Source organism: Bradyrhizobium uaiense (assembly GCF_010811875.1).
Classification (GTDB): Bacteria; Pseudomonadota; Alphaproteobacteria; order Rhizobiales; family Xanthobacteraceae; genus Bradyrhizobium; species Bradyrhizobium uaiense.
This window is the reverse complement of sequence record NZ_VKHP01000001.1, coordinates 1-21,448: the sequence shown is the minus strand read 5'-3', so window position 1 is coordinate 21,448 and position 21,448 is coordinate 1. Positions and strand designations below refer to the sequence as shown.

13 protein-coding genes and 1 pseudogene are annotated in these 21,448 nt (G+C 58.7%); 7 read left to right on the top strand and 7 right to left on the bottom strand.

Annotation, left to right across the window (positions count from 1 at the left end; genetic code table 11):
* The first annotated feature begins 452 nt into the window (after positions 1-452).
* The 4 genes from FNJ47_RS00060 (at position 453) to FNJ47_RS00045 (ending at position 3,626) form a co-directional block, all read left to right on the top strand.
* A complete protein-coding gene (locus FNJ47_RS00060) occupies positions 453-800 on the top strand; it encodes a NolY (protein ID WP_165445455.1) in 348 nt (115 codons plus the stop codon).
* A gap of 987 nt (positions 801-1,787) precedes the next feature.
* Positions 1,788-2,033, top strand: a complete 246-nt coding sequence (locus tag FNJ47_RS00055; protein WP_163149241.1) for a hypothetical protein — start codon at positions 1,788-1,790, stop codon at positions 2,031-2,033.
* Positions 2,034-2,271: 238 nt separating this feature from the next.
* Entirely contained in the window at positions 2,272-2,478 is a 207-nt protein-coding gene (locus tag FNJ47_RS00050; RefSeq protein WP_163149240.1) for a hypothetical protein, read from the top strand.
* 425 nt (positions 2,479-2,903) lie between these two features.
* A complete protein-coding gene (locus FNJ47_RS00045; RefSeq protein WP_163149239.1) occupies positions 2,904-3,626 on the top strand; it encodes an outer membrane protein in 723 nt (240 codons plus the stop codon).
* A gap of 323 nt (positions 3,627-3,949) precedes the next feature.
* Here FNJ47_RS00045 and FNJ47_RS00040 read toward each other — a convergent pair whose 3' ends face one another.
* Together FNJ47_RS00040 and FNJ47_RS53120 are read right to left on the bottom strand one after the other, a co-directional pair.
* Positions 3,950-4,675, bottom strand: a complete 726-nt coding sequence (locus FNJ47_RS00040; protein ID WP_163149387.1) for an autoinducer binding domain-containing protein — start codon at positions 4,673-4,675, stop codon at positions 3,950-3,952.
* 118 nt (positions 4,676-4,793) lie between these two features.
* Positions 4,794-4,928, bottom strand: a complete 135-nt coding sequence (locus FNJ47_RS53120) for a hypothetical protein (RefSeq protein ID WP_283811163.1) — start codon at positions 4,926-4,928, stop codon at positions 4,794-4,796.
* 1,106 nt (positions 4,929-6,034) lie between these two features.
* On the opposite strand from FNJ47_RS53120, the gene FNJ47_RS00035 reads away from it, so the two are divergent.
* Positions 6,035-6,751 carry a sulfite exporter TauE/SafE family protein gene (locus FNJ47_RS00035; protein WP_163149238.1) on the top strand — a complete coding sequence of 239 codons (717 nt, stop codon included), beginning with the start codon at positions 6,035-6,037 and terminating at the stop codon, positions 6,749-6,751.
* 962 nt (positions 6,752-7,713) lie between these two features.
* On the opposite strand, the gene FNJ47_RS00030 is transcribed toward FNJ47_RS00035, so the two are convergent.
* Complete coding sequence (locus tag FNJ47_RS00030) at positions 7,714-9,027, bottom strand: DUF2130 domain-containing protein (protein WP_163149237.1); 1,314 nt, start codon at positions 9,025-9,027, stop codon at positions 7,714-7,716.
* Between the two features lie 492 nt (positions 9,028-9,519).
* On the opposite strand from FNJ47_RS00030, the gene hemN reads away from it, so the two are divergent.
* Positions 9,520-10,854 (top strand): oxygen-independent coproporphyrinogen III oxidase, encoded by a 1,335-nt coding sequence (gene hemN / locus FNJ47_RS00025; protein WP_163149236.1) that lies wholly within the window; start codon positions 9,520-9,522, stop codon positions 10,852-10,854.
* Between the two features lie 612 nt (positions 10,855-11,466).
* Here hemN and FNJ47_RS00020 read toward each other — a convergent pair.
* Entirely contained in the window at positions 11,467-11,985 is a 519-nt protein-coding gene (locus FNJ47_RS00020; RefSeq protein WP_163149234.1) for a hypothetical protein, read from the bottom strand.
* A gap of 1,054 nt (positions 11,986-13,039) precedes the next feature.
* On the opposite strand from FNJ47_RS00020, the gene FNJ47_RS00015 reads away from it, so the two are divergent.
* Positions 13,040-14,629 carry a carbohydrate porin gene (locus FNJ47_RS00015; protein WP_163149232.1) on the top strand — a complete coding sequence of 530 codons (1,590 nt, stop codon included), beginning with the start codon at positions 13,040-13,042 and terminating at the stop codon, positions 14,627-14,629.
* A gap of 575 nt (positions 14,630-15,204) precedes the next feature.
* Here FNJ47_RS00015 and FNJ47_RS00010 read toward each other — a convergent pair.
* The 3 genes and pseudogenes from FNJ47_RS00010 to nopM all read right to left on the bottom strand — a co-directional run bounded on the left by FNJ47_RS00010 (position 15,205) and on the right by nopM (position 20,424).
* Positions 15,205-16,983 carry a hypothetical protein gene (locus FNJ47_RS00010; RefSeq protein ID WP_235999220.1) on the bottom strand — a complete coding sequence of 593 codons (1,779 nt, stop codon included), beginning with the start codon at positions 16,981-16,983 and terminating at the stop codon, positions 15,205-15,207.
* A gap of 1,074 nt (positions 16,984-18,057) precedes the next feature.
* Positions 18,058-18,657: pseudogene (locus FNJ47_RS54575) on the bottom strand (DUF6088 family protein).
* 21 nt (positions 18,658-18,678) lie between these two features.
* Positions 18,679-20,424, bottom strand: coding sequence for a T3SS effector NEL-type E3 ubiquitin ligase NopM (gene nopM / locus FNJ47_RS00005; RefSeq protein WP_175068332.1), 1,746 nt, complete (start codon positions 20,422-20,424; stop codon positions 18,679-18,681).
* Positions 20,425-21,448: the final 1,024 nt, after the last annotated feature.

Sequence of the window (21,448 nt, the reverse complement as noted above, 5' to 3'; positions counted from 1 at the left end):
GGAGGCGCTGGTATCAGCGGCGCGTACTGACGTCGATTTCGGCGACGCGAAAGGCCATGCGACAACACTAACCGCCCACTTACGCCCTTTGATCGCGGGGTTCTCATGCCGCCCATCCGCTCCACGCTGTTGGGTGGGTTCCGCCTATGCCAACGGCCTTCGTGCGAGGTCCGCTAGCTTGGAGTACGCCGGCTCAATAGCTCAATCAAAGACGGGCGTTCTACCACGCAGCGCACAGCGCTCTATAGCGACCATACCTCCTTCAGGTCTTTCTGCGAGACCAGCCTGTCCCTTTCTTTGGTTGCACATGCGCGAGCTGTCTTGTGCAGCGGAAATTCCGTCACGCACCGCATCGGCTGCCTCGCAAACCGAAACGCACACAAAAACTACATGCCAATCTCGTCTAATTAATCTGGAGCAACACTGTGGAACTTGACCCTTCGAATTCACGCATGCAGGACCTTGAGGATCGCATCGACCTACAACTCGATATCGTGGCAACTCTGGTACGCGAAGGAAGCAACGAGCTCGAGGCAATCCAGCTGCTCAACGCACTCACGAACGAAATGATATCAGCGGAACTGGAGCTCGGCCAGCTCGGCGATACGAGCCCCGGTGGCCATCCTGGCGGCGGCCGAGCAGCGCGAATGAGACGGGACCATGGCGTTTACAATCCAGAAGAGCTTCAAATCTTGGGGCGCCTTCTCGATCAGGCAGTGACCGCCTTACCGCCTGCACTGCGCACTCCGGCCAACCAGATGCGGATTGCCAGATTGATTCTGGCACGTGCGGCGGGCTGAGGGCCGCTTTTCTCCTCTGCGATTGACGGCCGCTCAGTGAAAGCTTCATCGCTGGGCTGACCGTGGCTGTGCTCTCCTGTCCACGGATAAGGCCGCTTCGAGACCGCGGCTCACCGCTAGGTGAGTGAGCCGCTTCCACGTGCTGATCATTTCGCTTCGAGGAGCGAGACATTCATCCCATTTCCGCTGGACTGCACCTCAAACGTTTGATCATGGCATGTTACACGTTCGCAGTTTACTCCAGGGCAGATAGGGGACGCACGATCCGAGATATTTGTGCGAGGCACCGCACGGTTGAGCGCGCCTTCCGATATTCGGATCTTGGCAGCATAAGCTAGCTCCCTGATCGCGGCCGCATTGTTCTAAAGTTGCGGGCCACCTGATATTTCGTCGCCAGAACGAGCTCCTGGTAGATCAACGCAATTGTCGCGATAGCTTGTCTTGTTTCTTTGGTGCGCCCCATCCGGAGTAGAATCGTATCGCAAACGAGGTAGCGTGCGCAGGAACCCGCGGATGCGGCCAGGCTGTTGACGCATGTCGGGAAGCACGCGAACGGATTGTCGAGAACGAGCCACACAGCTGGACGCGACCTAAAGAGCGCATACGACATCACCCAGAACACTTCTTAGCCTTGACAGTTTGGAAGCTAGCGAATGGCCTGCACCGTAAGGCGGCTGTAGTTCGACTGACTCTTGGGAGTGTGGGCCCGGCGAACGGCGAAGGGCGAACGGCGGGCAACAGGATGCGCGGCGCAAAGAGGCAAATGTCAACGCAGGGTCTCTTTAGCCAATTCAGAATCGTCCGACTTGCGCTGGTACTTCGACATTCGGTCATCCGGACTTCAACAAATGGCACTATAAAGGTCGCTGTAGGATCGACACACATTTTGGCTGTGGCTCCGACTTCTTGCCGCTCAAGACAGGCCGCAGCTCGTCGGCACGCTTCGGACGAAACTTTTACCTTGTGCCAGAGTCGAGGAGTTTTGAGATGGATCAGGTCATATCCGGCCAGGTACAAACGCCAGAGGCTATCGTAAGCATCGCATTTGAAAAAGCGTGGCGCTTTGTCGAGAAGGACCCAGTTCTGGCGCATCATCTCAAGACGTTCCTTCACCACCGCTTGCGAGCATTACTGGAGTGCTCGATCAGGACCGGCGAACGGAATACTCTGCATCTGGCAAACGAAGCGATACGCAATTTACGAGCGGAGCTGGCGTCGCCGAGCAAACAGTAGAGGTTCGTCCCTCCAGCTGGCCGGTACCCTTGTTATCGGCAGGAACAGGACGGTATCGTCAACTCCCGACGGGGCAGGTTGTGGTCGATCTTAGTTTTCCCTGCTCATCTTTTACACCGACGATTGCGTCCGGGAGCCCTGCTGGTGCAGCTCTCGTGGTCCCCACACCAGTAGGATAGAAACGGGAGCACACCGGCAACGAAGGCGCGACAAGCACGCGCTGTCCCAACGTGACACAATGCGCACCGTATCTGGCAGCTTGGCATGCCTCTCGGAAATTTCGATGCGGGCTTCATCCGGCGCGGTGACCAACATTCTGCGGCAGATGATCTTGGCGGCGCACCAGCTCGATTGGCTTTCCTGTCGCGGCAAGAGCAGTTACAGCGCGCCAGATACCGCTCCGGATCTTCAGGATGGCCGAATTTCGATCGATCAATGCCTCTGATGGGTCATTTCCGACGTTACCACAATCTTAAGCCGCCACACGACTCCTGACTCAAGATAGATTCAACTCTCATCCCGATAAGGACGCCTTCATCTGTGCGGCTCATGACGAAACCCGCTGAACGACGCGCAGCCGGAGGTATCGCCAGGAACCTGGTTGTGGCGGTGCTTCAGCAATGCGCTCGCAGCATTGCGTCGCACAGTGCCATCACGATCGCATCGCCTTGAGGTAAAGGCGCCACGAGGCGCCCTATCAATGTCGCTGCATTTTCGTCGAGGCGTCGCAAGTTAGGCGCTTCACAACCTGACGCACCGTGCGTTTCGACCCATTTCTTGCGGAGGAATGTTGTGGCTCAGTTACAGCAATTCGCAATCATGTTGTTAAGACGCACGGCGCCGGGGGGCATCAAAAGGAATGACACTGGAATGAAGAATTTGCTGATTCTGACCGCAAGCATCGCACTCGGCGCTGCAGCTCCCGCATTCGGCGCGGACCTCGCCGGGCAGCCTGTCAACATCAAGGCCCCCCCATTTCCGGTCGTAGCCCCGATCAACGACTGGAGCGGCTACTATATCGGTCTCAATGGCGGCTGGGGATCGAGTCACAATTGCTGGGATTTCAACGGCGGTACTTCCGAGGGCTGCCATAATTCGACCGGCGGCACCGTCGGCGGCCAGATCGGCTATCGCTGGCAAATCTTCAAAACGGTGTACGGCATCGAAGGTCAGGGAAACTGGGCCGACTTCAGCGGCTCCAATGTCAGCAGTGCCTTCCCAGCGGACACCATTGGCACCAAGACAGATGCATTTGGATTGCTCACGGGCCACGTCGGCTACGCGTTCAATGCCGTGCTGCTTTACGCCAAGGGCGGTGCGGCGGTGACCAGCAACACCTATCACGTCAACTCAGTGGCCAATGGCACCGAGCTTGGCAGGAATAACGATGTGCGCTGGGGTGGCGCGCTCGGCGCTGGCGCCGAAGTCAGCCTGACGCCGAACTGGTCGGTTGGCCTCGAGTATGATCACTTGTTCATGCAGGGCAGCAACGTAAGCTTCCCCACGGCCGTTGGCTTCGATCGCGTTCACCAGGACATCGATCTTGTCACGGCGCGGCTCAACTACAGGTTCGGTCCGACGTTGGCAAAATAGCGACCCCCGCGCGCGTCGCGTTAATCGAGAGCCCCGACCAACGGTCGGGGCTCTTTCTCAAAACGCACCAGCCGGCGGCGGCACCGGCTCGAGCTCGTTTAAGCTTAGATCACTCGCTGGCGGAGCAAACCGCAGGCGCCATCCGTGGTCACCTAGCCAGTCGGCGTGACATGCGCCACCGAACTCCAAAACCTCACGCAACTTTAGATTGGCCGTCGCCTGTCTCAACCAAGTACTGCTTGAAGAATGGCATGAGCCTGCCAGAGCTTGGCGTCAATGGCTTAGCCGATCAGTCCGTCACATCCTTGCAGTGAGTACCTCACTCAAAGAATATTGAGGCGAATGGCGATAGCTGTCGCCTGGATCCGGGTGGTCGCACCCAGCTTTCGCATCGCATTCTTGATATGAAAATTGACCGTATTAACGCTGATTCCTAGGATCTTCCCAATTTCCCAGGACGATTTCCCCTCTGCCACCCACCGCATGCAACTGATCTCCCGTTGCGACAATGCAATTTGTTTCCCGCAGCCGCCACTAGAGGGTCGAGCAATCTCGCCATAGGCGCTGTGAAAGAGCGAAGCCAGGGCACTGAGATGACCGATGCGATTCTGAGGATCAGCATCGTCGGACGGAGATGCAAAGGACACCATAGATACTTGGCCCAACGGGCCAAATAGAGGCACGCTCATGCCATGCTTCAGCCCGGCCTCCCTAGCCTCATCCAATACGCGTCTCTCGTCCGGTCGAAGCTGATAATGGTCAGCGAGTTGGTCCCACAGAAACGGACGCGAATGCATCGGCGTCCGCCGGACCACCGGATCGATGGTGTGGTACTTGCGTTTGAAGTATCGATCGCACCAGGCTGGCGGCCAATTCACAGCGACAGTCGGCGGTGGATACTCAGCCAACCGAAGCGGCTCGACGAAGTTGAGGGCTCCGTATGCAACTTCACTGAATCCTTCCTCGGTGGCACGGTTTACAAGAAGATCGAACAACGCTCTCAGCGAATGCGTCTTGTTTGCGCACTCGGTGAAGCTAAAAAGATCCACAATGGGCGCTTCGGCACGCCGGTCCGGCTCGCCATCGCTGCGTTCGCTTGCGTTTGTTTCAGGCGGATCCAAATTCCGTTCCATGAGCTTAACTCGCGAGGCTGGAGCGCGCGCTGCGTCAGACGCCATTCCCGAATTTGTCGCCTTCCGCCAACTGCGGCGCGATAATTGTCCTGTCATGCGCCGGGGCCCGGCCGCTATCCTCGTTGGACACCGGACGGCACGCCACGACCGAAGCGTCGTCGAATTCCATCCGATTGATTTCGCTCGCCGATGACCAGCAGGCCAAGCAGGCGATTACCGCATTGTCGTTCGTGTCGATGGTCTGTGCCCTCGATGCTGCCCCAATGCTGAATCGCGTTTGATAGGGCGGCCATGGCAAACCCGATGACCCTTGATATCCAGCTGGCGAACCAACCAGCTATGAATGACAAGATCGTCTCTAGCCAAGGAGCGACTGTGCTGCCCGAAAGACGCCTGGCTTTGCCTCAAGATCGAGCACGATGATATCTTGAACGTTGAGCTTCGCGATTCGCGCGAAATGGAGCACGTTGGCCAACTTGACGGCGTCGGGATCGACCTTCGCAGTTCCGACATCGGCTTTCTGCTTCCTCCCGACGGAAAGGTCATATTATCTTCCCATCCTGCGAATTGCTGTCGCGGATTCTTCGCGGATCCTCCGTCCTTCGACGGCGTCGGAAACGCGATCGGCGACCAACACGGAAGAGCCGAGCCAGCAGGTGACCGCGTGATATAACGGCCCCTCGCCTGATCGGGGGCTTTAGAGAGGTCCAGCGCACCTGAATTGAAGGCACAGATGATCCGCGTGCCAGGCGCGCAACGGGAGATACGCGTCGAAACGAGACCTGCCGGCTGCAGAGGACGCCTTGCATGCGCATCTCCATAAGGGAGAGGACCCAGCAGCGGATCAGCAAGTGTTGTACCAACTGGGGACCTCTCCAAATCAATCCTCGAAACAAGAAATTCAAGACAAGAGCCCGGTTCGGCGCACGCGCGCTTGGAGCAATGGCGACATCTGGAGGAAACGCGACAGTGCCACTTGCGCTAACCCTCCCGCGGCCTGGAAAGAGTGCCGCTCGGCGCGCCGCCGCCCAAAGCGCCTGTCAAACAGCCAGGCGCTGGCGTACCACTTTCACATCCTGGTCAAGTACCAAGACTGGCAATTGAAGAAGCCGACCCACAAATGGCAATCGTCTAGCAACCTTAGCCGGTGCCGGGTGCGGCGCGCGGCCTCCGATTACGCGCTCGCTTGGACTTCTTCCTCGTGGAAAGACAAATTCGAACTCCATGGAGCTAGGTGCAAGACAGGCGAAGAACTTTTCGCAGGGTAGATGAAGTATGCTTTCTCTGTTCTTCGCGATTATCTCGCTGCTCTATGCAATGGTTGGCCAAGCCGGTGGAACCGCGTTCCTAGCGCTTATGGCGTTTTCCGGCTTGCCTTCTACAGAGATGCGCCCGACGGCGCTTGGCCTCAACATTGTTGTCGCGAGTTATTCCACGTGGTTCTTAAACCGCAACAAAGTCATCGACTGGATAACGCTCCGGCCGCTTCTATTGTCATCAATGCCGGCAGCACTTGCCGGCAGCTTGCTGGTGCTCGGGGAGCACGTTTACAGGACGTTGACCGGTCTTGTCCTCCTTTTGGCGAGCGCTGTGATGATTGTTCGGCGTGGGAGCGTTGCCCATCGTGTTTGCGAAACTCCGCTCTGGGGGAGCGTAAGCATTGGGGCGGTCATCGGGTTGGTTTCTGGTCTGACCGGCGTGGGCGGCGGAGTATTCCTGGCGCCCGCGCTCATGACATTGAACTGGGCGTCAGCCAGGCAAGTCACCCTGCTGTCGCCTCCGTTCATCCTAGCGAACTCCACAGTGGGCTTCGTCGGAGTTCTTTTCACAGGCCAGCTTCCGTGTTCGGATTCGGCCATTTACGCAATCGCTGCACTAGGAGGAGCCATCGCAGGAACGGTTGTCGGCCTGAAATGGCTGAGCCAAACAGCTATCAGGTTGATGCTCGTGGCGGTTCTTCTCATTGCCGGCGTGCAGTTGGTTCGCACCTAAATGCTGTTCGATCTGCCTTTGCTGGGGGCTTTCGTTGCGATCATCAGGGCTCATGACAACAGCCGGAACGGTTCCAAAACGAACGACCTAATGCCCTGAAGCAGAACAGATGCGTATCGTCGGACCTGGACGTGCCAGCGAGCGCGGAGGGTGACAATGCCCGCTCTTTGCGATTCCGGCACAGCCTGCAGCCTGGTTGGGAATTGATGAACTCGCAGCGCTCACAATGGCGGGACCGAGTTAAAGCGCCCCGACGCACCTGCCGGGGTTGGAAGTGCGCCGGGGCAGCCCCAACATCATCAGTACATCCGTGACGATGCTTGGCGCAATGAGACAAGCGGCGTGGCGGAATTGAGGCTCATCCACACTTATGACGTGGAGTGCAAAATATTTTTCACGCCGGTTCGACGGCTATTGAAACTCACGCTGCGTCACGTTGTACGATCTCGCACCCTGAGTTCCATCAACCGGGACTCCTTGTCTGAAAATCCCAGCCAGATGAGCTTTCTGCTCGATGCATCTTCGCGGAGGCGCCGCGCCAAATTCTTTCCCGGTCCTCGTTCGCGTGTACCATTTTATCCTGCACGACTAGGCAACTCGGAACACTGTATCGCTTCTGAAAGTAATGCCTGCCCAAGTGGCGGAAACCATTGCAAATGGGCTCAAATCCCGTCTGCGCAAGTTGAATAGGCGTGACTGACAAAGATGCGGCAGATTGTGTAGCTTCAATGGCAGGCATGACCGCGGCGAGAAGCGGCGACTATCGCTCCTCGACGAGCCCTTCTGCCGCAAGAAAACAACATCGACGCCGAGACCCGTTGGCGCTTTCTCCACCATTACGTGCAAGCGTGTGGCAAAGGAGCTATTGCGCGAGCCCAGCGGCGGTAGCACGCCCACGTGTCAGTTCGAACGGGGTGCGGGAAATCGAAGCCGAAAGAAGCTCAACTCCGCGTCGCTTTTGATTATGAAGCGTTGCGCTCTGATTGGGCCGAGCATTCCAGCAGCGGTGCATCGAGGCTCGGGATTTCCGGCATCGCCTTGCCGGCGATCGCCTGAAGGTCACCGACCATACCAACGGTAGATTCGATGACAGAGAGGATCTGCGTCTCGCGCTTGGCCCATTGTCGGCCCATGAACTTGCGCTCCTTGTCGAGATCTTCTCGCATGTCGTTGAATTTTTCAACGACAGCTTCTACCCGCTGGCGGAACCTGGTGCCGGTCAGATACCGGTACACCTGCTCCATTTTGGTTTGCTGGCCTTGCTGCACCAGGCGCGAACTGCTCAAATCAATCAGCCCCTGACGGAGCGCGATCGCGACCGCAACAGCACAGCGTGGATGAGCAACCCATATTCCGTCGATCAGATCGAAAAATTCGACGTGCTTCGGCAGCGCCTGTGAAATGATGAGGGCCACATCTGCGCCACACCGCCTTTGGTCGTCGCGCAGTTTCCCGAGCCAGCCGTCGCTCCATGCCTTCGTACGCTTGGATTCCCAAAGGATGAGGCCCGCAGGATGACCGATTGAACCGTTGACCTGCTGGACGACGTCCGCACCCAGCTCTCCCTTGCCGATCGGCTCGATTGTATCAGTGGGGAAATGGCTGCGAAGCAGCTCTTCGAGCTCGAGCTCAAGCACTTCGCCCTGGGATTGCTGCGAGCCCTGCTCAGCCTTGCGCTTCAACTCTTCGATCGTCCGCGCCATGGATTCGATCGTTTGATCCTTCTCGAGCACTCGAAAGCGGGCGGCTTCGTCCGCTTCCTGCCTGGCTTTGGCCCGGATATCCGCGATGGAGGCCTGCACGCGCTTTTCGATGGTCAGATCGAGTTCACGTTTCTCTTCGTCAAGGGCGCGTTGCCTGCGGATCAGTTCGGCCTGCGCCTGCTGCGCCTCAGCAAGTTTGGCATTGTTGGCCTCCAGGCTTTGACGAAGCTCGGCCGCTTCGGCAGCTTTTGCCAGCAGCTCGGCCGCCGCGGCCTGCCGAGCCTTCTTCGCTTCCATGGCGACGAGTTCGGTGCGCTCGGCCGCCAGGCGCGCGGCCACCTGATCCTCGATCTGTTCGCGTTGTCTCGCCAGTTGCTCCTGCTCATGGCGCAAGGCCTCGGCCTTGCGGGCGACCTCGGCATCCTTTTCCGCCAATTGTCGCTGAAAACGTCGGCGAGTTTCCTCGATCAGGGGAGCAGCAAGAGATTCGGTGAGGTGAATCTCATGATTGCAGTTCGGGCAATGGAGAATAGGCTGATGCGCGGCGCCCGCCGCGGGTGCTTTCAGGTTCATGAGCCCTCCTGGCCGATTGGCCCTGTGCTGCCGGCCCAGCGTGGCGCGGACTACCAATCGGATTTAGCGTGATTTCCTGACTCGATCGAACGCCTGGGGCATCCACATCAGCTTTTCCACCGAAAACGCCTTGAAAGGCTGAGGCCGACTGGTTCGCCGCCGGCAACGCCTTGGATCCTGTCTTAGTCGCAAGAGCCCCTTGGAGAATGCAGACGCAATGTGCGCTCCGATGAATGATTGTTCCTGCGCACAATGATTGGGCGGATCGAGCCCGGGCGGCCGAGCTCATGTGAGCCATTTGTTCTCTTACCGGGTGAAAATGATGGCTGGCGCCTGACTTTCTCACCGCTCCCAGTTCGCAGGCTGTCCTGGCAGCTACATCGAAGAAGGGTCTCGAGCTTCAGGATCAGGGCAGTGTTTTTTGACTTAACGCAAAGACAGAGCAGACGATATCCATCAGCCTGATAGCGTATCAGCGCGGAAAGGTAAGCGTTGCAGACCTCACTCCTGAACAAGTATTGCGATGCTCGCCTGCCCTGGTACACCATCTACCCAACGGTACCGGATTTCTCTGCTGCGGTCGGCGCCACGACCTGTGAGGCGTGGTTGCGGCGGCTGCCGCCAGACGAATCCGTATCGCTCTACCTTCACGTTCCGTTCTGCCGGTCGATCTGCTGGTATTGCGGCTTCCCAACAAGCCTCACTCACAGCGAGCGGCCGATTCGCAATTACCTACGGACGGTACGTGAGGAAATTCGTCTGGTCACAGAGCAAACGCCTCACGGTCTTCCAGTGAGCGACCTGCATTTTGGCGGCGGCACGCCGACTACCATCCCGCCGTCCGATTTCCTAGCTCTGATGGAGCTTTTGCGCCGCTGCTTCGCGTTCAGCAAATCGACCGCGCTCGCCGTCGAGATCGACCCCCGCGCGTTCACGGCCGAGATGGCGGAAACCTTGGGAGTAGCGGGCGTCAGCCGCGCGAGCATCGGCGTACAAAGCTTCGATCCCGTAGTTCAAAGGGCGGTCAACCGTCTCCAAAGCGAAGCGCAGGTCGCTTTTGTCGTCGAATGCCTTCGCCAACATGGAATAAGCCGTATCAATTTCGACCTGCTCTTCGGATTGCCGCATCAGACCGTGCAATCCTGCGTGAACTCAGCGAAGACGGCTTTGACCATGCGGCCCGACCGCCTTGCGGTGTTCGGCTATGCCCACGTTCCCTCCTACATGAAACGTCAGCGCCAGATCGACGAGGCGGCGCTGCCCGACAATGTTGCGCGCGCCGAGCAAGCTGCAGCCATGGCAGATACGCTGGTCTCCGCCGGATATCGCCAAATCGGGCTCGACCATTTCGCCCTCCCGGACGACGAACTCACGCACACGCAGCAAACCGGCCGGCTGCGCCGCAACTCGCTGGGCTATTCGGCCGATACGTGTAACACAGTGATCGGCTTTGGTCCGTCAGCCATCGGCCGTCTGCGCGATGGTTACGTGCAGAACGAGACGGCAACCAGTTCCTATTGCCGGCAGATTAGTACTGGCCATCTGGCAACCTCAAAGGGCCACTGCCTCACCGCCGAAGATCGCCTTCGGGCCGAAATCATCGAGCGGCTGATGTGCGACTTGCAGGCTGATGTGGCGGCAATCTGCGCCGCCCACGGATTTGATCCAATTCCTTTTCTTGATTCAGCCGACCGCCTGCAAACGCTTGCCGAAGACGGCATACTGGACATCCAACAGGGTTTTATCCGGGTCAAGCAGAAGCACCGTTTTGTCATTCGCGCCGTTGCTGCCGCGTTCGACGCTCACCTCGACCGCACACCCTATTAACAAGCTACGCATGTGAGCAGATCCACAATATCAACGCGAATGGCCAAGGAGCAATCGGCGGAGCGCCCGTGGCAGCCAGGCGAGATAGTCATTATGAGGCGTAGCAATCAATTCCAAACTGGGGCCGCACACTGGAGTCGCCCTTTTGTCGGCACTACCTCAAGCGACGAGTATGATACTCTTCCTAGAGAAACGGTCCTGTTGTGGAGCTTCACGGCTCCTGTTTAGGCCTACTGGAAGCGGCACCCCGAGTTGACGAGAGACGCAGATTGCGCGGTTCTGCGGAGCCCTTCAGTAATACATCGGCCTCATCTTGTGCGGACCTCGAAGGGGCATCGGAGCGCGGTGACCATCACTTCAGACAGTGCGTCAACTGGCAATGATCTGACAACAAACACTTGTCCCGCGGATTTGCCGTTCAGGACCGGTATGCGAAACGCACTCTGCCCACCTGGCAATAATACCTTTAAATGTCGTTGGCAAGGAAGCGAACCTGGCCTCCGGAAAGCCCTGCGCCGTCGCGGTCCTTAGGTCTGCAAGCGGCATCGCAAATGCGGGTGCAAACCGTGGGCGCGGTTGGGGTTATGGCCAAGCCTGTAGCCGATCGAGACATCAAGGTGCGCTTGCCTTAGGTGCTGCGATCACTGGCGCGCCTCCAACGGAAACAGGTCCTTGTGGTGTGGATTGCCCCAGCCGTTTCTTGGCTCGGCTCGAAGCAGCTTGGGCCGATAGTGGGGCAGAAATGGAGGCCGTAGAAGCTACAGGCATTGAATTCCGCAGCGACTCGATCTGCGAAGTCAGCACGCTGATCTGATCCAGGATCCCCTTGAGGTCCTTCCGCGCGGCATCGATCCTGCGGTTCAGTTCTGCGAACTCATCGCTAGCCTTCAGCTGTGCCCACTTTATCTCGGACAAGGAAGCTTTGTCATCCAGTGACGACCTCATGATTGAAGCGACTTGGTGAGTTTCCGGCGTCACGACAAACTCCCCGAGGTCAGCCCAAAACCAGGCGCCAGCAGCACTGGAACCGACGAGGACAAGGAGAAGCACCAAAACTCGGACAATGCGTCGAGACCGCCCTCGCAACAGCGGTTGCAAATCCGAAGCGACCGCATCGTCAATCATCAACATCGCCCCTCGTCCAGCATTCTTCTTTCGGCCGGCTCGCTTGGTCGATCCGAGCGCTTGCGGTGTTCGCGCACCCCAGCGATCTGGACTGCCGATAATGTCATACTTCGCGGACCTCCTCGGCCGCTCGCCCATCTGCTCCCTGCGAAGCGCCCGTGTGCCCAACCGAGTGGCCTTGTGCCGGGCTCCTGTATCATAGCGCTGGAGGCGAACATCGGTTCTCGTCTTCGCCGCCGATCGTGCAGTATTTTGCCCTTATTCATAACAACCTTTCTGATTTCCCTTTCTCGGTGCCTCCCGAATGCAAACCGCAACTCGTTTCCTCAAGCGTGTTTGACTAGAGCCGCCTGACGCGCAGCTTTACTCAAGACGGCCGCTTAAGAGCGACGGCTGACCCGCAATCCCTCATTCGGAGGGCAGTTATTGCGCATGATCAACTACCATTCTCAGCAGGTTGATCGAGATCACGGCCACATGCCAAGCGGGACCCAACGAAGGCCGCGCAAGTGAAGGACCCGCAATGCAAGACAGATTTGGACGCCCCAACTATTTCAATGGAGCTAGTTGCTCGCCCGCCGCCACCAAAGTGGTTCGAAGATTGTTTCGTCCATTCACCTGGGACGTCCGTGACGGGCGTCGTCGTGCGATCTGCGAGCGCATATCCAGAGCCGGCGGGTCCCATATCCTGTCGATTGTCTGGCCCAACGACATCACAAAACGCCATGAGCCCATGCGTCGTGGCTCACGAGATTTGCTTGCTGGCGCCTGCCACATCGTCAGTCAAAGGGTTCTTCCAGCAAGGTCCCCCCAACGCCAGCCCACTCTGTCGCACGGCGAGCAGCGAGGCTGTTGTCAGAAGGTGAGACCGAGGGTCTCAGCCTTTCGCCACACCAAGGCCGCGCTGCTCTTTTTCGGCGCCCCGGCCTGATGCGCAAGTGAATCGCGGAGCAGCTCATCTGCTCCCTCCTCGGGAGCGAAAATGTTGAGATGCCACTCTCGGCCAATCAGGCCGGAGTTCTTTCCAATCATGACTGGCTGACACGGACCTGAAGAGCGCATGCGTGATTGGTTTCTTGCGGCGACATCGTTTCGAACGTCTTCGGCTGCCTTGGCATCTGCTTTCACGTTTCGGCCTACCGGCAAACGATATAGACGTGCTGTCGCAGTTTCGCTGGCGGCTTGCCTGTTCGGCAACTCTGCGCTCGCACAAACCGGTGACGAGTTCGATTCCGGAAACGACACTGTAGATCAGGCCAGCAAAAGACGACAAGCTTCCAGTCCGGCGACAAAGTCGCGGACCGGTGTGACACGTCAAGTCGTCCAGCCTCGGCATCCACGGTCCGCGGCACGTGCCGACATGCCTGCCGAAAGGCGCAACAATGTGGATAGATCTGCTCATACGCGAACGCAAAAACCAATCGGTCCCTTCGCTAGGTACGACAATCTGCGTGAAAAAGGATTGTGGCTCGCGATACCTGGTCCTGCAGATACGATTGATCAGGAGAATGGCGGCGTTAGGTCCGCGCTGGCTGATGTCGGCATTGGTTATATCGGCTGGACACATAACACGTTTGTAGACAATCAGCTGCCAAATGCAGCGAGAAGCCCAATCGCAAACCAGCTTTACATGGGCCAGAACCCGACCTTCGCTTCGGCGAACTTCTTGATCGTCACGTACGATCTCAGCCGGTTTGGCATTCCCGATGGCCAGATTGTCGTCGGAGCCGAGCAGCAATACTGGACGTGGGATCGCCCGGGGCCTGACAGAGTGGGGCTCAACACGCTCGCCTATTACCAGACTTTTCTCGACAGGAAGCTCGAACTCAAATTTGGTTACCTGAGAAACCAGAATGAGTTTACCGGCACATTGTTCGGAGGGATGACCGGATCGAACATGTTCGCCTTGATCCAGGCAGGTGTGAGCACCAATGCTGCGCCCACGCCGGCGGTCAACCTGAAGTACAATTTTGATGATCGTTTCTACAACAAGATTTCAGTGCAGCGTTCGATCAGCCCGGATGGTCCCTATGCCGAGATAAGGGAGAATCCCGCAGGCGTGGACTGGAGCACGGCCAATGCGGGCACGCTTCTCATCGATGAAATCGGCTACAGGAGCAAGGCCGCTCCTGGATCGCCCGACACATGGCTGCGGGCCGGCGCTGGTTTCAACACCAGCCGCTACAAGAATTTGGCGGACCCGGATCAACAGCGAGTGAGCGGCAACAATTTCCATTACATCGCTGCGGACCGGCAATTCTGGCAAACTGATGCCGTCAGGTCGCCGTCTCGCGGACTCTATGGCGGATTCTCTATCATGGGAGCTCCGCCTGACCTCAACAGGATCAGCCAGTATTACGAGCTTCGTCTTTATACGAAAGGGCCGTTTGATTGTCGCCCCCAGGATCTGATTGCTCTTGTCGCCAGCAACACGACCTGGAGCAAATTCGCCGTGGATGCGGCCTTGGCTAAAGGTCAGCTTGCGCATCGCGATACCCTAGCGATCACGGGCACATATACTGCCCATCTCGCTCCGGGTATCTATGCAAGCGTCGGACTGTCATACATCCACAACCCGACAAGCGTCACGCATACGCTTCAGACGGAGCACGCCCTCAATCTGCTGGTGTCTACGCTGATATTCTTCTGATTATGGCAAGCGTCGTTCTGCTGTCACCTTCGCGTGCCCCCGGGAACCTGAACTCTGCGATCTGCTTGCAGGATCGGTCCTGCATCTGCGTTTTATGAGCCGGTTACACCGGATGTAAAGCGGACACCAGCTGTAAGTGATCACGCAAAATGGACGTCGTTAGGTCTTTAGGGACGATCGAGGGGATTGTCGAGAAGAGGCCGATACCGAACGCCGTCATTTGCGAGCTTGTCCGCGCGAATAACTGCCCACCACGGAACCTTAACCACGTCAGGTTTTCGAAAGCTTGCCCGACCAGGCAGACCTGCTCAGGTGATCCTGGAGGAGAGGTTAGCGTGGATCCGCAAGATTTTGACCCGTCTAACGTGTCCGCTTGGCCGCAGGTGCAGCCCGACGTCTCGCAAGAGCCGCAGACGAGCCAAGCCGGACAAGAAGGTTGAGCAGCACTTGGCTGAGACAAGGCAGTCCGAACCTGCGTCCGTCGGCGCTGGAGGCTCCTATCCCAAGCGCCGCGTGATGGAACGCCTCGCGCGAGCTGCCCGACGAGCATCTGGAATTGCAGCCAACTTGTTTCTTCACCGAGGTTCGGGATAGACGCGAACGCGCTGGCGTCCTTCGCTTTCCACCAGCTCGCCCCTGTAAGGCACCCCGCGGATCTCGAAATAGGTCGGCCGCCCGGGACCGGGCATGATGCGCTCGCCTTCCAAAACGCGCACGAGGTAAGGCGGCAGGAACCGCTCCCTATGCTCCCAGCCGCCCCGGATCAGATAGCCAAGATCGACTGCGCCTTCCCCGGGTCGTCTTGCGCTTACGATTGGCGGTGGGCGATGCAGCGGCCGGGATGGCCCGGCTTCGTTCATCCCGCCAACCCGCCGGTGATGGATCAGGCGAATATCCCTGCGACCGCCCGGTCCAAATGTCGCCGAATAGCGCTCCCCATTAATCGCAAATTGACTTGGCCCGAACTGGTTTGGCAGCAGATTGATGTTGCCCAACACATCGATCAACACGTCTGACGCCGCCTGGGAACCGTGGCGCCAATCCACCCCAACGATCGCTCCTATATCCCGCGGCTCCGAAGGGCCCCCCGGTGGATCCGCGAACGACGAAGCGGCCGCTAATTCAGGTGCTGGCGCAGAGCGCGCATCGTCGCGCAAGTCGTGCGGTGTGGGTGGATCCAGATCAACGAAGGACTCGAGACCGCCGTAGATGTTTGACGATCGAGGCCTCACGGACGAAGGCGATGCAGGTTCTTGCATCTGTTGCCCAAGCCATGCCCAAGCTCCCTGGCTCGGGGTGGCAGGAAGCTCGAATGGCGGATGAGCCTGCGCGGCCCAGTGCGGCGCTGGCATTGGTGAGGCGGGCCCGTGGATCTGCTCACCAAGCCACCCCCAGGCCCCAGCGCTCGGCGTGGCTGGCGTTGCGGGAAGCTCCTGTGGCGAATGGGCCTGCCGAGCAGCTTCCGCAGAAGGTTGACCTGGGTCCTCAGGAGGCGGCAATCCCAATGCCCTGTTCGCCTCGAGGATTTGCTGGTAGAGTCCAAGCCTGAGCAGATCAGCGTTGATCTTGCTGTCCTTGGTTTCTTGCTTGTATTCCTCGACGTCTTGAGCGAGCCCAGGGGTAGACAGTCGGTCAGCGATCGGCTGTCTGTCGTGCATCTGCAGCCACTCACTCAGTCTGAACATGCGGCGAGTTTGCCTATCGATCGTCTTGGGATCGATCCTGCCGGTTGCCTTTTCCGCCGCCGCCCACATGCGGATGAAGCTTGCGTCCTCAGCACGAGGGGCCAGTCGGCGGACATCGGCCGCCAAGGTGTTTCCGGCGCCGACTTCACGAAGCTTCTTCAGGGCCGCCTTGATGCGCCTGCCGCGGTCCTTTGCGTAGGCGTCGACGTCCTCGTCGAGCTCCGCTTCCAGCTGGTGGTTTTCCACATCGGGATTTTCCAGCTGCGCATTCTCCAGTTCGCGGCGAATTCGATCGGCAATCGAGGGCCTGCCGGCGTCGCTCAGGCGCGCGCTCAAATGGCGCAAATCGGCTGCCGCGTTCTTGATCGTACCGTCGCTGAGATTACCCGCCGCCCTGTTTCGGAAATCCTCAATGAGCTCCTCATCGGCCCGAGAGACCCCACGCGTCCGGCCCGGCTGCCTGGCGTGATCAATTCGTAGATTCGTCGAAATGACGTCAGATTGCCCCGCGTCTCGCGACGACTTTCCGCTGCTGCTCCCGCCAAGGGCCTTGCCAAGTCCCGACTTGAAGCGTGACCATAATCCGCGGCTTTTTCCGCTCTTGGCCGACGCGGCAGACTCTGCGTCCGGAAAGCTGTAACGTGTGCTGTTGAACAGATCATCTCGCAAACTAGACTGCGGCACTTGCGACGAAGCGGGAAGCTGAAAGCTGGGAATGTCTACGCTCCGGCGCGTGCCGCCTAGCGCACTCTCCCTAGAAGTGGAGCGCGGCGGCGCCCGCATCGAACCGCCGAAATCGTCCCTCCGCACTGCTCGACCACCTGCTGCGGGAGGCCGATCAGGCGAAGTCGAATTCCTTTGATCAGACGGAACGAGGGTCAAGTCCTGCAGCCGCCCTTCAAAGTCACCCTGCTCGCTTGGGCTACCCGCTCGCTGCCCAGTCCGCCCCTGAAGGGCGGCGTACTCGCGCATCCAGGCTCCTGAATCGAAGAATGGGTCAACCGGATCCATCCTGCTCTCCTCATGTTTGCATGGACCCTGCAACGATCCGCACTTCCTGGATTACGGCCAGCTAGCAGTTCGTTCAGCAAGGGTCAGATTATCTGATTGTTGTAGCCGCAACCTTTCCAAAAGCTGACGAGATCAGGATATTGCTGCGCGCAACACCGCCTTCGTATCGTCACCCGCCTGACGACAGGACGGGGTCGCTCCAGTTTTGCCGAACCTCTTCGCCGGCCGAGAATTGGTCGACGGATATAACAATGATCGCCTGTCGATCGTGCGCCGAATTCAAACATCACGGCCGGGCTCACACAGCCTCTACCAGTCTCCGACAGATAATACGTGACGAGTATCTTGTCGTCCTTGGCATCAACTTTGGCGCTGAGCTTGTCCTGTTGCAGGCGCTCATTGATGACGCACAACGTCTTTTCCTCGACGCAGACCGGGAGGCATTCTCGCGCGTTGAAGTTCCACTTTGCTTCACTGCGATTCTGAGGGACCGAATCATCCTAGCCTGTTTCACCAGTCCGGAGCCATTGTTCGAATGCTGTATGTGAGATCCACGTCGTCCGGAAAACGGCGGACTTCGCCGAATGTCCTTCGAAGGGGACGTTCCGCCCTTGAAGACGAGATGCTATCGCCAGTGGCAACGAGTGCGTTCAGGTTCAAACGATCCAAATATTTTTCTCCAGAGGATATGCAGGCCGTCCTCGCAACGGTAACGCCGAGCTCCTCTCGGGATCAGATAGGTTTAAGGTTTATCCAGCCCACAGTTCGCGGATTAGGCCTTGCAAGCCAAGTCGGCAATGAAGATTCGGTAGACTTCGCTCACTTCAATCGGGCCCAGTTTTTGCGTGAGGAACCGTAAGGCTTCCCGTGCAGTATCGAGACCGCCCCACTGGAGCGCGCGCGGACGACCTCACCTGCACGACGGCTTGGCCATCGTAAGCTGCCGACGCGGTGCATGCTTGAACTCCACAACTCGCTTGCCAAGATGGAGCTCGCGGGAAGCACCCGAAGTCAAATAGACCAGCCGAACAGTTAACTGCCTCGTCAAACCGAGCTTGTTGGCTGCGGCAGCGCCTTCGGAACGGATGATTTCACCGCTGCGCGCCTTGGTCTCCTCAACAGCTTTTCGACCGACGGAGCTCTCGTCCCATAGCGGATTTCGGCCGGACCTAGATACACTCTCGCCTCGCCCGCGGAATTTTTGCCGCTCGGCAAGACCGAAGGGCCCAGATCGACGGCAGCGCACTTTCCAAGGTGCAAAAGCACGTCCGCAGCGATGGGCGAGGCTTCACGATCGATCCTTACGTACCGCCGCAGAGCAATGATAAACAGCTCTGCGGCGGGTTGGGAGCCTCATAGTTCGAGGCCACGCTGTGCGAGCACACGGTCCATGACCTCGCGTTTGATCTCGCCTGCGATCTCGTTTCGGACTTGCGCTCCGAGCACCCGCTCGGCATCCGCGTCGCCCAGCAGACCATGCTCGGCCAGTCGCTGACCGAGGCGGCTTTGAAACTCCTGGCCCATGGCATCGAACACCCGGTCTTGCATCGCGGCATGTTCGGCCGGAGCGATGCGCTCCAGCACCGTCTCCCAGGGTTGCCAGCGGCTTGCCATGTACTCGGTGAACTGGCTTGCTTCCAGCTCCCGGACCAGGTCCAGCGCCTTCGTCGCATCATCCTCGCTTACGTGAGAGACCGCCAAGAAACGCATGTCAGGGGCGACGTGACTAAGCTCCAACGGCTCGCGCAGCCGATGTTGATAGGCCAGGTAGACTTCGACGTCGTCTACGTTCGGGTTGCCGCTAGCAAGCGATTTGACCCTGTCGCGCGCGATGTCGTCCAGCGCCTCCACGCGAAACGCGACACGGCCGCACTGGATCAGCTCGCCAAGCCGGTTGTCATACAGCCCGGTCTTAACGTCAGCGGTGATGCGCGCTGTCTGCATACCGTTCCAGTGCAACGTAACACGATCCTCGCAGCTGGTGTTAGCCTCGGAAGCCTGTGCAAAGTACTGCTCACGCAATTCCGCATTGGCGGCCGCCTGCCGCAGATCATCAGCCACTTGCTGCCGAAACGCGTCATTGCCGTAGTTCACAGTGCCTCGTAGCCTCTCCAGGAACCGGGCGTAGTCCTGGGCGCCGGGCTCATCCGCGAAGTGCTGCCATTCGGCCAGCGCGACCGGATCGTCTGCGAGCCAGTGTGCGGCAGCCTCATGCAGGGATTGCTGCGCAAGCTGCGGTAGCGCTTCAGCCGCCGCCAGATGAGCGAGAACGGCGTCCGGCAGCGGGTTATCCCCGAACTCGAAGCTCGCCATATGCGGGTAGTAGAGGCTATTCATCGGTATAAGAGCCTCTAGAAGACTTTCAGGCAGGCTGGTCAGCCGGTTACCGCTGACATTGAGCGATTGGAGTGTGCTCGGGAGTGGGTCAGGCAGGTTGGCCAATTGATTGCTGCTCACATTGAGTTCAATGAGCCGCGACGGCAGGGACTCGGGCAGATCGGTCAACTGATTGCCACCGAGCGCGAGCGAGGTGAGCCCGCTCGGGAGAGCGTCCGGCAGGCTGGTTAGCTGGTTGTCGTTCGCGTTTAGGATCTCGAGTCCGACCGGAAGATTTACCGGCAGGCTGGTCAATCTATTGTCAGCGACTTCCAGCTCAGAGAGGGTCGCCGGAAGACCATCCGGCAAACTGGTCAAGCGATTATGGCTGATGAGAAGACGCTGGAGACCGGGCGTTAACATAGCGGGCAGGCTGCGTAGCTCGTTGTGCCTGGCGCGCAGTTCCAGCAACCTTGGCGGCAGGGCGCTGGGCAGAGTGGTCAGCGAGAGCCACGATAAGTCGAGCGAGCGCGAGCCTGTGTTCTCCGTATTCCTGACTCGTGTGCGCCCCTGCCGCCGATTCTCGGCTTCGCCCTGCCCCTCTTCGACAACCCAATTGTCCAGCATCTGCGCGCGCGCGGAAGCTGCGGTCCGATAGCCCGTCACGGTTTCGACCAAATTCACCACGGCGCGGTTGAAGCCGCCGAGGTAGCTTTCCTGGTCCGCCCCTTCGGAAAGCCCCGAGGAAGAACCTGCACTCCACTGTGCCTGCCCCGCGTCCATCAATTTCTCCATTCCAGAATCAAGAATACCGCCTGCTTCTCAAGCTTGCGAAGCAGGCGGTTGCACAGCGCGAATGTCACTCGATAACCGCTATAGGGCCCTCTCGCCTTTAAGACGCCTTTCTTCACGGCCGCTGAGTTTGAGGCCATCGGCTACGCGATGGTCATTGGCCAGCGTCCGCGTTGGGTTGCCAGCAAGGCGCAATCAGACGTTATTCCGCCGTTTCGCGGATGACAACGCGCACATGGTTGTCGAAAGCATCCGGATGGGCGCAGAATTCTACGCATGGGGTGAGGGCCGCATTCGGAACTTGATGCTTGCCCAAAATCTACCCTCACGCCCTTCGTCAGCGACGCCCTGAATCGCTCGAGCGGAACCGACGATGAGCGGACACTGAAAAATGGCGCGCCCGCATCATCTGACAGTGTATCTCCACGCGAAGAGAATGGGACTGCTGTGGCCATCAAGCAGCGTACTGGGAAATTGACCTCATTTTCTGTTTATTGTTAGTTCAATCTGCACCCGGGGGTGGTTAAGCAATCAAAGATTCCGCAGAGCCACGCCATCTCCGGGCTAGCGCTGCAAATATCTGAGTCACTCACGACCTGTTCATTGATGTCCGCCGGTCCGGCGGACTCAGCGACGAAAGTCGGCACCGCCGCTGCGAGCACGACGGCAATCACAAACACCAATTTTTTCATTCGATCATGATTCCCTTAGGTAGCCCCCAGACCTGTCCCACCTAACAGAACCAATGCGAAATGCAAATCTCACGCTACGTCAGGATTGCGGATCGATAACTCTCAGCGCGAGACGTCCGATCGCTCATTGGGCTGTGCCTCCGATCGCTTTACGGCCATGACGATTGGCCGAAACTCTAGGGCCGATCGACATTCAGGATTGATCGGGATAGGGGGGTGCCTCACGACACCGCCCCTCCCACACCACCAGGCATACGGGTCCGTACCATGGCGGTTCGACCGAGTTATGCTTCGGCGGGCACGTAGAGTCGGGGAAGCCCGAG